Below are 15,958 nucleotides of genomic sequence, written 5' to 3' on the forward strand. Positions count from 1 at the left end.
TCTATTCTTAATGGTTCAAATATTTTATTAGAATTTTAAACGCAAAGTTTTAAGTTAAAGGATTTTATATTTTTGAGTAGGCTGAGGATGGGCAAGTGGACTTGCCTGATGAAGCGATGTGGATCGTTTTTCTTTATTGTTTTACAAAAACCCCGATGTATTTTCCACAGTATTGTACCACAGAAGTTTTAATCTTTTTTTTATGACAAAAATCCTGATACGCAGAATTGTCGCCAATATCATCACTGATAAATACGGCACCGGGTTTCAATCTTTTATAAATTTGATGATAAGCCCACATTCTTCCATAGTAACTTTTGTCAGAATCATAGTGGAAAACATCAAAAAAGGAAACTTTTTTAAATATTTTAGGCAAAGATTCTCTATCTGCAAAACGGAATAACTTCCAAAACTTTTTGAGGTTCTCAGGAACAATATATCCTACATAGCGATCACCATCCTGAGCAAGATAAGGCATATCTGAGCTATAGAGCGTGCCATTTCTTTTTTTAATTGAAAGCAGTATGGCTAAAGAAGACCATCCATAAGCCACTCCTGTTTCAAGAACGTTTTGAGCTTTGGTAAATTCACATGCATAATAGATAAGCTCCAGTGCACCAGGGCCGCCCATTGTAATAGGGCATTCTTTTTCTTTTACGTTTGCTTTTTCCAGCGTATCAGCATATATCTCTCTGAAATGATCAGTATCCATAGAGAAAAGTCTGGAGACTGCCTCTTTTTGAGATACTGCTATGGAGGCAGCCCAGGTATTTGTTTTTGCTTTTCCTTTGAACGGGCTTCTTCTGTTGATTGTATTTTTAATAATTTTTCTGCCCAGTTCAGGATAAAGAGCAGGTCTTTTAAGATAAGCTACAAATGTTTTAAGAACTGTTGACATATCATTGATTGTATTGAAGTTACAAGACAAATGTATTTTTTTTAAAACCATATTGCATTGATACAATATTAATTTTGAAATCAAATTTGTTTATAATCTTTTAATAATATGTAAGATAATTAATCAATAATAATTGTTATTTTTTAATTTAAACGTAAATTTTAAAAAATATAATTTTCTTTCTTTCAGTGAGCTAAAGAGGGGGACGTGAACTTGCCGATGGAGCAGAGATTGATCTCTTGTAGATTTTGGATTATACCGTTTTTTGGAATATAATCATCTGCGATATCAGTCTGATTCGCGAGAGATTATTTTTTAACCATTAAGGGCTATTAAGTTTTTTAGAAATGGTAAGATTCAAATAAATTTGAGTTAAGCACTATGCTTGAAGAATATCTTTAGATATTCTCTTACTATTCTTAATTGCTTATTTATTCTTAATGGTTTAAATTTTGATTTTAGTACTCAAATATCTGTTTTTCACCTGTTTAATGTTGTAATCGTTTCTTTATACTTAAGGCGGAGTTTTTGTTTTTTTGTTTACAAAAATGTCTGTCCAAAAATATATGGATTACAGCCATAAAAACGGTGATACTTTTCTGCTTTTTCACGAGGGTAGGTATTGGTTTTTCATTAACACACTAAAAAGTGTGTTGTTTAATGACTGCAAATGTATAAATAATTTTGTATAAACAAAAAGATAAATGAGGCGAAATTATTTTTAATTGTTTGTTGCTGTCAATATGTTGTAGGGCTTTATAAAAATACAAAGCCCTGGTTATGATAAGCAGGATAAAAGTATACTATTTATTGTATCTTTTTCATAGGGAATGCCTGTCTGGCCATTTTTCCGTTCATCATTCCTGAGATTTCAGCAAATAAAGAATCTTTGAGGATCTTTTTGTAAGTAATTCTTTGGGGGAAGTCATTCTCCTGATTCTCAAATATAAGTGAATGGGGCTTAGACATAGAAGTTGATACAAAATCAACAGGCTGTTCATCATGCTGACCTTTGACAGATACCATATAATGGAGTTTTTTGTCTTTTTCTACCAAGCGTACAGACTCAAATAGTATGGTGTCTTTTTGTTTCAGATAATAGCTTTTTGCCTGAAGTTCGGTATCACTTTTTCTGGTCCAGGTTTCGTAGAGGCTTCCTTTGGAGGTTTTGGTTTCCCAAGTGCCGAGAAGCCATTCAACTTTTTTAATTTCACTTTGTTGTTGTGTCCAGCTGGCTGCAATGGATAGACCGATTATTGCAAGGATTAATTTTGTTTTCATTGTCAGATGATTTTATTTCAGCAAAGTTGAAAATAAGAACGGTCTTAAAATTGTAAAAATGCGACATCAGGAATCTTTTCTGTAGAATAGGAGAGACATTTGCAGCGTATCTCCGTAAAATTCTTTGGGGGTAAATCCTGTAAACTCCTTAAAATCTTTGATGAAATGGGCCTGATCATAATATTCGGATTCGTAGGCGAGTGCTGTAAGACTGGCATATTCTTTATTGAGAAGATGTTTGATTGTCGTTTGAAGCCGAATGGTTTTTGAAAGCTGTTTCGGACTCAATCCAATGGCTGAAGAAAACTTACGTTCCAGTTGTCTTCTGTTGATATTCGTTTGTTTTGAAAGTTCATTGACTGATATTTTTCCATCAACATTCAACAGCAAATCCACAGTAGATTGTACAATTCTATCAATGGTTTCTGTATTAAGTCTGTCCAGGAGAAACGTTTCTACAATGCTTATTTTTTCCTGTACTGTTGAAGCTTTTAATACATTTTCTTCCAATTCAACGCCCTGTATTCCGAAGAGTTTTTCCAGCGGAATAGCCTGATCATCCATTTCTTTAATAGGAATTGTAGCAAATGGAATGAACCCATCATGATGAAAGCGGACAGAGAAAATACCGGTAATACCTGTGGGCTCTATTTTCAAGGGTTCGGTCAACTGTCCAAAAACACAGCTTCTAGGCTGTAAAACTGGTTTCCCATCAATATATTGATGATAAAGGTCACCATAATGAATGATCATTTCCATGCAGCCATCCGGAACAATGGTTTGTACCTGCGGAACAGCTTCTCTGGGGCTGTCCAGAGTCCAGTAGCATTTTATGATAGAAGCCAGATCCGGTTGTGGTTGAAAGGTTTGATAATCCATTGTACTCAATATTCTAATCTTATAAAATTATTAAATAAAAAATGAAATGACTTTAAAACAGGCTATTGAAATATTGACAATGGTAGCACTCACGAAATTACCCTTATCTTTGTACATCCGATGTTTCTAAACATTAATCAATATTATCATAGATGAAATTTTTACTAGACCTTTTATTCCGTGTTTTTCAGCTTTTTACAGAACCTTATTTCTTAGTATTTCTTGCGGTAGTTATTATAGCCCTTTTAAAAAGAAAAAATAAGCGTAAAAATCTGAGGATAGGAATCTGTATATGGGCTGTTTTAATGATTATCTTTATAGGAAATGGTTTCTTGGGCAAACTAACCTCCGGATATCTGCAGAAAAGTTATGTTAATACTTCTAATACTAAAAATACAGCTTCTCAGAGCGCTGTTATTGTAGTATTGGGTGGCGGAGTTGTAGATTTTGACAATACAGAAAAGCTGCATACCATGTCTTATTCCAGAATTGTAACCGCTTATCAATTGTATCATGAATACAAGAAAAACAATCAACCGTGTACAATATTAATTTCCGGAAAAGGAAGAGGGCATACCAGTGAAGCTGAATTATTCAGTGAAAATTTTAAAAGTATGGGAGTGCCAGACTCTGATCTTATTAAGGAAGATAAAAGCATGAATACTTATGAAAACGCAAAATATTCCAGCAAAATAGTAAAGCAAATGGCTCCTTCCAGTGTGTATCTGGTAACTTCAGGTTTTCATATGAAGAGATCTGTTTCTCTGTTTCAGACATTTGGATTAAAACCTATTCCACAGGCATCAGATTTTATAGATACCGAAATAACGATATTTCCAAACAGCTATAATGCCGCATTTACCTTTGTGATGCTAAAAGAAGTACTGGGAATATGGCAGGTTCAATTATATAACAGTTTGGGAATGAATAAATAGTATTCTAGAGTTTATTTTAAAACACTTTAACTCACTCAGGAAAGTAAAGCTTAAGTGTTCAAAAACTTTTGTCATGAAAGTGAAAATTTGTAAACCATGTCAAGGTTTTGAACCTTGACATGGTTTGATTGTCATTCCGAAAGAATTCTAACATCGTATAATTTTAAAGCATTTTAGTACACTTTAGAAAGTTTTAATATTCTTCTGTATAAGTAAGTTCACTTCAGAGGAAAATCAAAGATTTTCAAAGCTTAAGTATACTTCATATACACAAAGTAGGAAACTTAAAATAACTAAAGTGTTACAATTTTTTGTGACTTTTAACTTCGTTGAATCTTCGATTTGTGGTTTAAAAGATGTCATCTTTTGGTATGATTTCAATAAAACTGTTTAAACAGCTTTAGGTATTATTTTACTTTCTTCAGTGAAATGAGTGTCTGCAAAATAACAGAAGCAATAATGAATGTCAATCCTATATAAAATGGAAATCCTACTTCTTTGCTTTCTCCAAAAAACAGAAAAGCTATAATGATTGCGTAAACAGGTTCCAGATTAAAGGTTAGGTTCACCGTGAATGCTGGAATTTTCTTCAAAACTTCTGCAAAAGCCACATATAGCCCAACTGTACAAAAAAGAGCCAAAATGCCCAAATAAGCCGTGTTTTTCCAGTCAGGTACTATGCTATCTGCCGGGAAAATAACGAGGTATATGGGCAAAAGTGCTCCGAGGCCTAAAGTGCCGCCAATCATCTGATAAAAGTTGATTACTTTGGTGTCAAAGTGTCTCACCAAACGATTATTATAAATGGTGTAGAGTGCTCCTAAAGCAGAAGAAATAACACCTAGAATAATTCCCAGCTGGTAAGAGGCATCGAAATGGAAGATCAGGCTGATCCCCAACAAAGTCAATGTACTGAGAAGCAGCTCTGAGATTTTAAATTTCTCTCTGTCGATCAAAGGTTTAAATACAGCCGTAAAAAAACTGGTAAGACAGTAGCAGACTACACCGATTGAGATATTGGAGTATTTGATGCTGGCGTAGAAAAAAAGCCAGTGCATGGTGATAAGCAGCCCAGCTTTCATTATACGGATTTTTTCCTGTGCAGAAAGTCTATAGGGAATTCTCAGCAATTTTAAAATAAAAAATAAAATAATAGAGGAGAAGAGAAGTCTGTACCAAACCAGTAAGCCTTCATTAAGGGTGATTAATTTTCCGAACACACCTGTGAATCCGGCCAATATCACGGCCAGATGTAATACTACATATGATTTTTTCATTGAGAATGAACTGTAAAGATTTGAATTAATATTTTTTTGTCAGAATCTGAAGCATAATAATTCTGGCCATTATATTTTTAATGGCATAAGAACGCTTCAAATTAATTTGAAAATATTAAGGTGCCGGAGGAGGCAGACAGTTCGCGCGGTTCATATTTATTTGTTGAAGTTCAAATATAGGGAAAATATTTTCCAGGTTACATATAAAAAACATTAAACTTATGACCATCAGGATCGGCAAAAACAAAACCATAATAGTTGTCTCCGAAACTTTCCGGCTCTGAAATAATTTTTCCACCAGCTTTTTCAACTTCTTGGGCCCATGCATCTACCTGATCTTTGGTATCTGCAGATAAGGTAAAAACTATTTCGTTTACTTTCTCTGTCTCACAGAATTGTATAGGCTTCAGGTTTGATTCTATGATATGTTGTAAGAAGAAATGAATAATAAAATCCTTTTCCCCGAAAAAGAAGCTTACCAGTTGGTCCGAAGTATGCGGGCCGTTCGGTTTAAATCCTAATTCAGTATAAAATTTGTACGTACGTTCCAGATTGGCTACGGCCAGATTGGACCAGATCATTGTAGGTTTCATATTATTTTCTTTTTGGATTAGGGTAAAGGTATTATGTTTCATCATCATAAAAGCTGTCATGTGGCAAGATTTTGTAATTTTATAGATCATTGAAAGGGTACCTAATAGGATTTACAATAGTGTAATTTAACATAATATCAGGATATGATGTTTTATTGGGTTGATTTTAAGTGATTTAAACTATTTAATTTAACATAATGTATAGTAAAATAATAGAAAAACTGAACATATTAGGAGGAAATACAGAAAATGTAAGCGCAGGAAAAAGCTTTGCAGAGAACTGGAAGAGTCTGAAATTCAGTAATTATTTATACGATAAGGAATGGGATGTTTACGGAATTGATCAATTCTACGAGAATAATAAGAATTTATATACCAGCAATAAGGATGTTTTTTATCAAGATTTGCTGGAGCATTATTTTTCAAATCATGAACAGTTTTATGGGCAGGATTTTTATAAAGACTGGTTGTTTTTGCCGTTTAATGAAGACTCAACAGATTTTGGCGAGCTAGATGGATTTGTAGAGGAAAATAAAATCAGAGAAACCGTACAAGGAACAGAGATGGAATTTATCTGTATATTTTATTCATACGGATATCCGGATCATTATTTTGTATGCCTTACAGATCCTGACCAAAATAATCCGACAGTATACAGTACAGACCATGAAAATTATTTTGAGGAAATTGGAAATGAAGGAAGCCTGGAAACTTTTCTGGATAAATATATGACCAAAGAAGAGTTCTTAGAAGTCGTTAAAAAATACCTGGAAGAAAAATCTGGAAAATAATGGATTCTGAGTAGGCTTAATACTCTATTCTAATAATATAATAAAAGTCCTATAATTTATATTATGTTAAATTGTATATATTGTAGCATCATACAGTTGATAATCAACCAACTGTATGTCTTTTTTATTAATGAGAAAATTATTTTTCTTTAATAGCATTAAAAAAAGAAGCCTGATAGGTTTTTCCAATAGGAATAATACTGTCTTTAATATGTATCACATTCCCTTCCACCTTGATGATCTTATTGAAATTGATTAGGTATGATCTGTGTACTCGGATAAAACCGTCATTTTTTAATTTATGTTCCCAATTGTTCATACTGTCCTGTACAAGCAATTGGTTGTTCTTGTAAAAAATATTCACATAATCTACTTCAGCTTTGATATAATAAATATCGTTTTTATTGATTTTAAAGAAAGTTTTGTCCGTATAAACAAAGAGCTCGTTCTTATTCTCTTCCTTATCAGTTTTGTTCACATTCTGCAGCCTGTAGATGGATTTCAAAAAACGCTCGTATGAAAACGGTTTCAGCAGATAATCGTCTACAGCAAGTTCAAAGGCGTCTACCGCATAATCTCTGTGAGCAGTTGTAATGATAACCTTTGGTCTTTTTTCAAGGCTTTTTAAAAAATCCAGTCCGTTAATTCCCGGCAGCTGAACATCTAAAAAAATAAAATCTGCTTTATTTAATATCCCGGAAGGTAATGCAGAAACAGACTGAAATACACCCAGACACTCTAAAAACAATGTTTTATCTACATACGTTTGCAAGAGCTTTATGGCGGGCTGCTCATCTTCTATAATTATACATTTCATCGCGTTTTGATCATTAAATTAACTAAAAATTGCTCTCCATTTTCTATAATTGAAATGTCATGCTTTGAATGAAAAAGGAGTTCCAGCCGCTGTTTTACATTTTCTATTCCAATACCGCTGTCTTTCCACTCTTCTTTTTGATTCTGCCTGTATTTCGCACTGAATTTATTGCTGACTTTCAGAGTAATTATTCCTTTGGAAGAATGTATGTCAATTAAAACGGGAGATCCTTTTTCTTCAAGCATACTTGAATATTTGAAGGCATTTTCTATAAACGGAATAAACAATAAGGGCGGAATAAGCTGCGAATGATCATCATTATAAACCTGAAACTGAACATCTACCCGATCTCCCATTCTGGATTTCTGCAGAACCAGATAGTTTTCAATAAACTTAATTTCAGTATCCAGTAATATTTCTTTTTTCTGGCCTTCATGGATTAAATAATGGAGATTATCTGAAAGTTTGAGAATTTTATCCGCAATATCTTCATTTATACCAATCGCGTCCGAATACAACATATTTAAAGTATTGAATAGAAAATGAGGGTTTATCTGAGCTTTCAAAGCCTTCAGTTCAGCATCTGCCCTTGCCTGATCGCTTTTAGCCAGCGATTTTATGTGGAGAATATTCCTTTTTGTAAGGAAAACTGCTATAAATATACTGCTGACAAATATTAATTCGAAGATTTTATTCATTAAACAATGCTTCAGATTGCATACACAGTCATATCTACAAGCAAAATATATGATTGCACCTGCCAATATCAGCAATGCTGTCCAGTAAAAGTTTTTTTTTATGTTTTTCAGTAAAAAGAAATACATGAGGTACGATGGAACTCCTATAACAGCAATAGCAATAAGTGATTTTTTAATATCAAATGTAAAACAGTCAGTTTTCCCAAATATCAAGGCAGGATACACCACATAAAATGTCCAGAACAGCAAATGACCAATGAGTTCTATGAGTAAAAGCTTATACTTTTTCATCATTATTTATTTTACTTTATTTAGTAATTATTTTATTGCTTCCTTGATATAATCCTGAGCTTTCCTGTTGCGCTCATTTATTTTATTTCCTTTTTTAATGTTGTATGTGAAAGACACATATACAGCTCTTGATAAGGGTTTAAAGCGGTATTTACTCACGAAATTCACCCCATAATCCTTTCCTTCATAAACTCTTGTGTTAAAGATATCAGCAAATCGTAAGGTAATGTTTCCGTTGTTTTTCATCATTTTATACCTGAATGCTATATCTAATCCCTGATTTTCATTGGCATCTGAAAGATATAATTTTTGAGCACTGTCATATTTCCATATTACCCCAAGTTCTGCTTTACTGGACAGTTTAAAATCATTCTGCAGCGTGAAGCTGTAGCCAGTGTTAAAGTTACGAAAGAAAAAAACATCGCGCTGCCTGGAATTTTCATAGTTCCAATTTACTGAAAGTTTAGAATCCCACCACTTTACAGGAGTAAGTCCCACCGAAAAATCTATTCCAAAAGCATTACTGCGGCCTCCATTAATAGGCTTGTAAACAGTAGTTCCAGTATCATTTACAGAAAAATTATTTAAGATAACATCTTCTCTGAGCCTATAAGAAATCCCTGTATTGATATTAAATTTAGATTTTTTAAATTGAAAACCGAGATCAAAATTATTCGAAAATTCAGGACGTAAATCCGGCGAACCAACAAAGATTTCGAATCTGCTGTATTGGGCCGTGTTTGGATTGATCTGTTCCAGCGATGGTCTTGTGGTTCTTCTGTTAAAACCAAACGATATCATCTTTCCTTTGCTTATGGTATAGCCCATATGTAAAGAAGGGAACAGGTTGATATACTCACTGTTGATTTTGTTTCCTGCTGTAATTAAATCGGCATCCCTCCGGAAAATTTCACCTCTCAAGCCAGCCTGGATATTAAATTTGTTGATGTCAAATTTTAACATTCCATATGATGCATAGGTACTCTGGATATTTTTAAACGTTCTGTCAGCCACGGCATTGGTTTCTGTAACTGAAAAATTATTATCTAAACTCTGTCTTTCCCACAATGCACCTGCCTCCAGCTTAATGACTTCATTTAGTTTTGTCGTATAATCGGCACTTGCTCTGGAAATGGCAACCACATCGTTTGTAGTATTATTGGCTACACCTATGTTTTTTTGAAATTCGTTCTTTACGAGATTAGTATTATTTGACAGGTATAAATCAAATTCCAGAAAGTTTTCAGGCTTTTTGAAAACGTGTCTGTAATTAGTGGTGAAATCAAACGTTTTGTGATGATGAGAGGCCAGGTTATATTGAGGAAGCTGGCTGTCTTTTTGAAAAATCATTCCATCAGAAAGCATTGTATGGCTGTTGTCTGCATAATTGAGGCCCACGCTTAGTTCATTGGTTTTGTTGATAAACCAGTCTATCCTTCCTTTTACCCTGTAAATGTCGCCTGTAAATTTAAAATCATTTTCTATCCGGACAGGATCTGTATTCTGCCTGTCAATCAATGACCTATTTTTTGCAATATCTTTTACATATCCAATTCCAAATGAATAATTAACTTTCTCACGACCTATGTTCACATCTGCGTCTCCTGTATATCCACCGATAGAATTCACGGATCCTGAAGTATTTACTGAGACACCCGGTGCTACTTTTTTATTGGTGATGATGTTGATGATACCGGTTAGCCCGCTTGCTGTATATTTTGCGGACGGAGAAGTAATGATTTCAATTTTATTGATATTATTTGCCGGAATCTGACGGAGTAATTCAGAACTACTAAGCGGCGAGGGTTTTCCGTTAACCAAAACATTTACATTTTTATCTCCTCTTAAACTGATATTCCCATTGGAATCGGATTGAATTTCCGGAACACGCGAAAGCACGGTTAAAGCATCTCCTCCTGCTGATAATAAATCCTTTCCTACATTGATTACCTTTTTATCCAGCAACATTTCTGTTTGTGTCTTTTCTTTTACAATCAGAACTCCTTCCAGTTCATGTAAGTTGGAGGCAAGAGAAATATTCAGAATTGTATCTTTTGGAATAGAAACAGAAATACTTCTTTTTTTATATCCTGCTGAGCTTATTTCAAGATAATAATTGCCTTTCTCAAAGGGTTTGGGAAATTGATAAATTCCTTTGTCATTGGTGGATGCCTGGCTTGTAAAATTGCCATCACCTTTTTTTAAAATAATTAATGCCCCCTGCAATGGTTTCGATGTTTTTTCATCCAGTACCTGTCCTTCCAGTATTTGCCCGGAAAGGAAATAGAAGGGTGATAAACCTATAACTGTACATAAGAAATGCTTTGCTTTCATACTTCAATGTTTTAATTGAGAGCAAAAGTAATTTCATTAATAAATAGGTGATAATTATATCTGTTAACGATACTGTTTTATCTGTTAATGTCTTTGGTCTCAACCCAAAAGTGGGTCAAAACATCTACTGTAAAGCGTATTTTACTAATTTACATTTCTACAAATTAAGAGAGGGCTTTCTTAGCCATAGAAGATACCGGAAATAAAAAGAGGAGACTTTTTGGGTCTCCCTTTCCGTCTATCTAAAAGCCTATTGCTGGTAGGTTGCTCTCCAGCAGAGTCTACTTAATCTTGGGCTTTGTTTTCCCAAAACGTTTTTCTATTCAAAGAAGAGTGTGGTCTTTTCTTATTGTAGAACTCCTGCCTTAACTATTTCACGCAATTCAATTTCTAGATCCTTCTTTTCCTTTTCTTTATAAAATTCAGAAGCTGCTAATGAATTGGTGAATTCTTTGATCGTTTCAGAGTAATCCTGTTTTAATAGGATTTTAGCCTTTATAATATGTAAATAAGCCTCTGAAAAGTTGGGATAAGAATCTGTTAAGATTTTCCAAGCTTGAATGGCTTTATCATATTGTTTTTCATTATAAAAGTACCAACCTTTTCCATTTAAAATACCCAGTGAAAAATTGAGTTTTACGCCGTAATTGGACTGTATTTCTTTATCTAATGATGATTTAATACTTAAGTCTGTTTGTTTATTTGAAATATACTTCGACTGAATAGCAGACCAATCTTCAAATATTTCATAAAGGGCCACATTAATAAGTAAGCCTGGTGTTGCATTATGATCTGCATTTTTAAACCGATACCCTTTGATATCTAAAAAGGGATTGTGAATATTCTTAGTGATTGAATCCATCTTAACGAAATCTTCAGGATAATCGTTTCCGATTCCATAGCGATAATACTTTTTTACAGGAATAGAACGCATATTTAATTGGCTTATTGAATCTGTTAGGGCAACATTTTTCTGAGTAAAAAATGGGCTCATAGAAATAACTCCATTCAAATCAGCTATTCTTGAATTAAACAAAGATGTTGTAAAATATCCATATCTTGAATGACCAATTAACAACCTAAAAGCAGAAGCTTTGTAATTTCTTTCAGCTAATGGGATCAGTTGTTCAAAAATAAATTTTTCATTCTCAAGGGCAAGTCCGTTTGGATCAGAAATCTTGTACTGTGTTTCAAGATAGCGATATCTTTGTTCCGATTCAACGCTTATAATAACCGATGAAGGAATTTGTTCATTACTCGTTAAATAGTCAATTGTATTGAGGATATAGTTATTACTCCTTTTATTTTGCCTATCAAATACAATAATTAATGGAAATTTGTTCTTGGACTTCTTTTGCCATTCTATGGGAACCATTATAGAAATCTTTTTATTAAATCCCAGACTTGTTGAACTTAATATGGTGTCTTTTAGCATTTTATATCTTTCGTAGTTCTGGGCAAGCAGTGAAGACGTTGCTGAAGTGAAAATTAAAAGAAATAGTACATACTTTTTTATCATGGCAATTAGATCTACCTATCAGTTAAGACTCAAAAATACGGATTGTGTTATTGAAATCTGTAATGATGCTACTATTTTTTCGATTTTACCCATAAAATGCTCCAAAATCCGTAGACTTTGGAGCTGATTTTATAAGTAGCTTTTCAGCTGATCTGTTATTTCTTGATTATTTTAGTGAAAATATGATTTCCTTTTAATAGATAATTCCCTGATGGATAACCAGTAAGATCAATACTGTTTTTCCCTTTATTTAAAGTCATATTTTTAATGATTTTACCTGTCATATCGTATACATAAACATTTTCGTTTTCAGTAGACTCCACAGTTATCATTCCTGTTGTTGGATTTGGATACGCTGGGGTTGTTATTTTTTTTGAAGTTTCTACTGTTGATAAAAAACAACCGGAACTATAAGAATCTCCAATAATCGTAAAACCTTTATTAACCAATTGAGCTCTTGCCATAATGGCTTGTGGTGTAGAATAAACGAGTCCCGTTGCATCAATGTTTCCAGAGGTTATGGTAGAGTTTGCCCATGCAGGATTATTATTCAGAGCAATTAGAAAATTACTGTAATTCGTACATGATAACCCTGAGTTTTTAAATCCAAAAGACATTGAGTTCCCTGAAAAGTTTTGAAGCTTGATATTCCAGGTAGAAATATCCTGGTCAAAAAGTAAAGCACCATTAAACATATTCAATCCGGCAAAATAATTGACCTTACTTACATCCCAATTTCCAATGGGTTGATTGAAAGATACAGCATTTTCAAATATACGCTCAAAATCCGTTACTTTACTTGTATTCCAATTATTAAGTGGTTGGTTAAAGGCTGAAGCATTAGAAAATAAATACCTAAAATTAGTAGCATTTTTTGTATTCCATGAATTTAATGGCTGATTAAAAGCTACAGCATCCTTGAACATTGCAGAGAAGTTGGTTCCAGCTGCTGTATTCCAGGCAGAAATATCTTGATTAAAAGCAGCTGCAAAAGAAAACATTCCGCTAAAATCTGTTACATTCGCTGTATTCCAGGTTCCGATATTTTGATTAAAAAGCTTTGCCCTGCTAAATAAGCCATTCATATTGGTAATTGTGCTTGTGTTCCAATTAGAAAATGAATTATTTCCAACCAAAGACGAACAATTAAAGAACATTTGTGATAGATTGTTTATTTGTGTCAGATTGGGTGTATCTGCAGCCGTTACATTAAGATTTGGACAACCTGCAAATCCTGCATTAAACTGCTGAAGCCAAATAATATCTCCCCATTGACTAATTTCAGTAAGCTCAAGATTTGCATTAGGATTTATAAAGTCTGGGCTGGCTCTAAATCCATAAAATAATCCACCGCCATTTGATACTTTCAATTTATAGGTTGCCTGGAGAGGATTTGTATTTAAAGATGTCCCAAAAGAAATTGTAATCGGATTGCTGCTGTTAGAGGTTACAGAATTCATAAGTCCACTATGTTGAGGATAGCCTACTTCTTCCCAGCTGATGGTGTAACTTGTTCCGGTGCCACCAAAAGTTATTGAATTATCAATGGTCCCATTTACATTAGGTTTCCACAAAGTAATAAATTCAGTTTGCGCATAAGAAATGAAAAATAAAAAGAGAAAAGTGATGATGAGTTGTTTTTTGTACATACTTTAAAAAGAGTTTTAAGGTTAAAATTTGATTCACTAAGACAATAAATTTCCCGGGATTCTTTATCTTATTTCTACTATAAAGATAGAGACGCACAGCGACAGAACTTGTCGTATTAAAACAAATCATCTCTTTTTTTTAAGTTTTTTTTGATTAATTTTTTATATAAATAAGCTTTGTAAAAACCACCCGAAATGGGGATTGTACTCTTTAGATTCTAAGAATATTTTTGAGAGAAAATTATCATCGTGGAAACCTCTACAACAATCAATAACTTTCTGAAAAAAGAAAATATATAAACTGTTGTGAATTGATTGATTATTAGTTTAGTGTTTGCTGTGCCAACCAAGATCGGCTCGTTTTATGGAAGTTTCTTCTGTGAAAGTATTAGAAACTTTGGATAAAATCGATCAAATGCTATTTTTCTTTTAGAGGATCTTCCCTATTCTGTGGTGAGAATTTTCTTTAATAATAAAATAGCTTCTTCCAACTCTTTCTCATTCATTGAAGCAAAGCCAAATCGAAAAGCATTTTCTTTTTCACTGATTCGTTTGATTTGTAATTGTGAGCTCATTTTCAATGTATTAATACTATATGGATGTTTTAATTGGATCCAGACTGAAAGACCACCATCTGGTAAAGAAAAAGATGCGTAAGGTCTTAGATGATGATGTAAAAGTGTATTCAGATAATCTCTCCGTTGATGGTAACATTTTTTTGTTTTCTTCAGGTGCCTCCCTAAATCTCCATTTTTAATCAGTTCAGCCAACGCATTTTGCATATATCCGTCACCACCAATATCAATCACTTTTCGTAAAGTGAGAGCCTCCTGTATAAAATTTTTAGGAGCCACCATAAAGCCAATACGAATGGAAGAACCTATTATTTTTGAAAAGGAACCAATATAGATGATGTTTCCTTTATGGGCCCCACTTGCCAAAGGTAAATAAGGCGAGGAGGAATAATGATAATCATAATCGTAATCATCCTCAATGACTGCAAACGAATACCGGTTTGAAAGCTCCAATACCTTCATTCTTCTTTCCACGCTCAATGTTACCGTTGTAGGATAATGATGATGAGGAATGATATACAAGGCTGCTACCTTTTTCCTTTTACAAATATTTTCGAGAGCATTGATGTCTAATCCGTTTTCATCTACAGGAATTTCCACAACAGAGGCTTTTGTCTTTTCAAATGCACTGTTGGCAATGGGATATCCTGGTTTTCCTAAAATAATAGTGTCTCCTTCCTGTAAAAGCAATTGAGCTGATAAATAAATACTCATTTGTGCACCATGCGTAATCAATACATTATCAGCAGAAATATTCAATCCTCTTGTCACAGATAAGTATCTGGACAGCTCTTCTCTTAATTTTAATGTCCCTTGACTTGTCCCGACCACTGCATTTTTAATTGTAAAACTTTTCGAGGTATAGCTGCGGTAAATTTTCAACAACTCATCTATAGGAGAAAGTCGAATATCAGGATGCCCATCATCAATAAAAATTTCAGGAGCCGCAATGAGTTCCTGCTGAGACGGATCTTTCTTGGATGTATGAAGTGGAAGGTTGAAATTATTTTCATACGATACAGATGAATCCTGGGCGTTCCATTTTTGTGGTTTTAGATTGGGAATATGTTCGGATACCTTGACTTGTTTCCGGGGAATAATTAATATCCAATCCTGAGCATTGAGCTCCTCATAGGCCGCTGTTATAGTTTTGCGGTGTACACCCAGAATTTTTGCGAGTTCTCTGGTACTGGGAAGAGGCATTTCAGTGGGTAAATTTCCATTTTGTATAGCATTAATAATAGATATCGCGATCTGTCTGTAGACAGGAAGCTTTTTTTCTTTGTCGATACTGATTATGTGTTCAAACGGAAACATTCTGGACTACTTTATATATTCAATCTGGAGTACAAATGTAGTCCAAATTGAATATAATTTTGTCCTGTAAATCAAAATAGTTTTTAAGAAATAAATTTTTAATT

Annotated in this window: 13 protein-coding genes; 2 read left to right on the forward strand and 11 right to left on the reverse strand. The window is 33.6% G+C overall.

Translation table 11 applies throughout. The features are described 5' to 3' along the window. Positions 1 to 133: 133 nt before the first annotated feature. The 3 genes from AC07UM_RS16485 to AC07UM_RS16495 all read right to left on the reverse strand — a co-directional run bounded on the left by AC07UM_RS16485 (position 134) and on the right by AC07UM_RS16495 (position 3,058). Complete coding sequence (locus tag AC07UM_RS16485; RefSeq protein WP_494684171.1) at positions 134 to 898, reverse strand: O-methyltransferase; 765 nt, start codon at positions 896 to 898, stop codon at positions 134 to 136. A gap of 807 nt (positions 899 to 1,705) precedes the next feature. Continuing rightward, a complete protein-coding gene (locus AC07UM_RS16490) occupies positions 1,706 to 2,179 on the reverse strand; it encodes a DUF6265 family protein (protein WP_494684172.1) in 474 nt (157 codons plus the stop codon). 66 nt (positions 2,180 to 2,245) lie between these two features. After that, the gene (locus AC07UM_RS16495) at positions 2,246 to 3,058 is read right to left on the reverse strand and encodes a DUF6597 domain-containing transcriptional factor (protein ID WP_494684173.1); all 813 of its coding nucleotides are present in this window, start codon (positions 3,056 to 3,058) and stop codon (positions 2,246 to 2,248) included. A 152-nt stretch (positions 3,059 to 3,210) separates the two neighbouring features. Between AC07UM_RS16495 and AC07UM_RS16500 the strand changes: the two genes are divergently transcribed. Further along, positions 3,211 to 3,993 (forward strand): YdcF family protein, encoded by a 783-nt coding sequence (locus AC07UM_RS16500; RefSeq protein ID WP_494684174.1) that lies wholly within the window; start codon positions 3,211 to 3,213, stop codon positions 3,991 to 3,993. Positions 3,994 to 4,400: 407 nt separating this feature from the next. On the opposite strand, the gene AC07UM_RS16505 is transcribed toward AC07UM_RS16500, so the two are convergent. Continuing rightward, positions 4,401 to 5,270: a DMT family transporter gene (locus tag AC07UM_RS16505; RefSeq protein WP_494684175.1), complete on the reverse strand. Its 870-nt coding sequence runs from the start codon at positions 5,268 to 5,270 to the stop codon at positions 4,401 to 4,403. A gap of 197 nt (positions 5,271 to 5,467) precedes the next feature. Then, a complete protein-coding gene (locus AC07UM_RS16510) occupies positions 5,468 to 5,923 on the reverse strand; it encodes a VOC family protein (RefSeq protein ID WP_494684176.1) in 456 nt (151 codons plus the stop codon). Between the two features lie 137 nt (positions 5,924 to 6,060). Between AC07UM_RS16510 and AC07UM_RS16515 the strand changes: the two genes are divergently transcribed. Then, complete coding sequence (locus AC07UM_RS16515; RefSeq protein WP_494684177.1) at positions 6,061 to 6,654, forward strand: hypothetical protein; 594 nt, start codon at positions 6,061 to 6,063, stop codon at positions 6,652 to 6,654. A gap of 139 nt (positions 6,655 to 6,793) precedes the next feature. Here the strand turns inward: AC07UM_RS16515 and AC07UM_RS16520 are convergent, their stop codons facing one another. From AC07UM_RS16520 to pdxR, 6 genes are all read right to left on the reverse strand, one after another. Then, positions 6,794 to 7,471, reverse strand: a complete 678-nt coding sequence (locus AC07UM_RS16520; protein WP_494684178.1) for a LytR/AlgR family response regulator transcription factor — start codon at positions 7,469 to 7,471, stop codon at positions 6,794 to 6,796. Further along, the gene (locus tag AC07UM_RS16525) at positions 7,468 to 8,460 is read right to left on the reverse strand and encodes a sensor histidine kinase (protein WP_494684179.1); all 993 of its coding nucleotides are present in this window, start codon (positions 8,458 to 8,460) and stop codon (positions 7,468 to 7,470) included. Before AC07UM_RS16525 ends, AC07UM_RS16520 begins: the two co-directional genes overlap by 4 nt. Positions 8,461 to 8,487: 27 nt before the next feature. Next, complete coding sequence (locus AC07UM_RS16530; RefSeq protein WP_494684180.1) at positions 8,488 to 10,794, reverse strand: TonB-dependent receptor; 2,307 nt, start codon at positions 10,792 to 10,794, stop codon at positions 8,488 to 8,490. Between the two features lie 346 nt (positions 10,795 to 11,140). After that, positions 11,141 to 12,313 (reverse strand): hypothetical protein, encoded by a 1,173-nt coding sequence (locus AC07UM_RS16535; RefSeq protein WP_494684181.1) that lies wholly within the window; start codon positions 12,311 to 12,313, stop codon positions 11,141 to 11,143. Positions 12,314 to 12,468: 155 nt separating this feature from the next. Then, positions 12,469 to 13,962 carry a BspA family leucine-rich repeat surface protein gene (locus AC07UM_RS16540; protein WP_494684182.1) on the reverse strand — a complete coding sequence of 498 codons (1,494 nt, stop codon included), beginning with the start codon at positions 13,960 to 13,962 and terminating at the stop codon, positions 12,469 to 12,471. 443 nt (positions 13,963 to 14,405) lie between these two features. Next, positions 14,406 to 15,854 carry a MocR-like pyridoxine biosynthesis transcription factor PdxR gene (gene pdxR / locus AC07UM_RS16545; RefSeq protein WP_494684183.1) on the reverse strand — a complete coding sequence of 483 codons (1,449 nt, stop codon included), beginning with the start codon at positions 15,852 to 15,854 and terminating at the stop codon, positions 14,406 to 14,408. Positions 15,855 to 15,958: the final 104 nt, after the last annotated feature.

It is taken from the genome of Chryseobacterium sp. GW821-FHT04C04, from assembly GCF_059420365.1.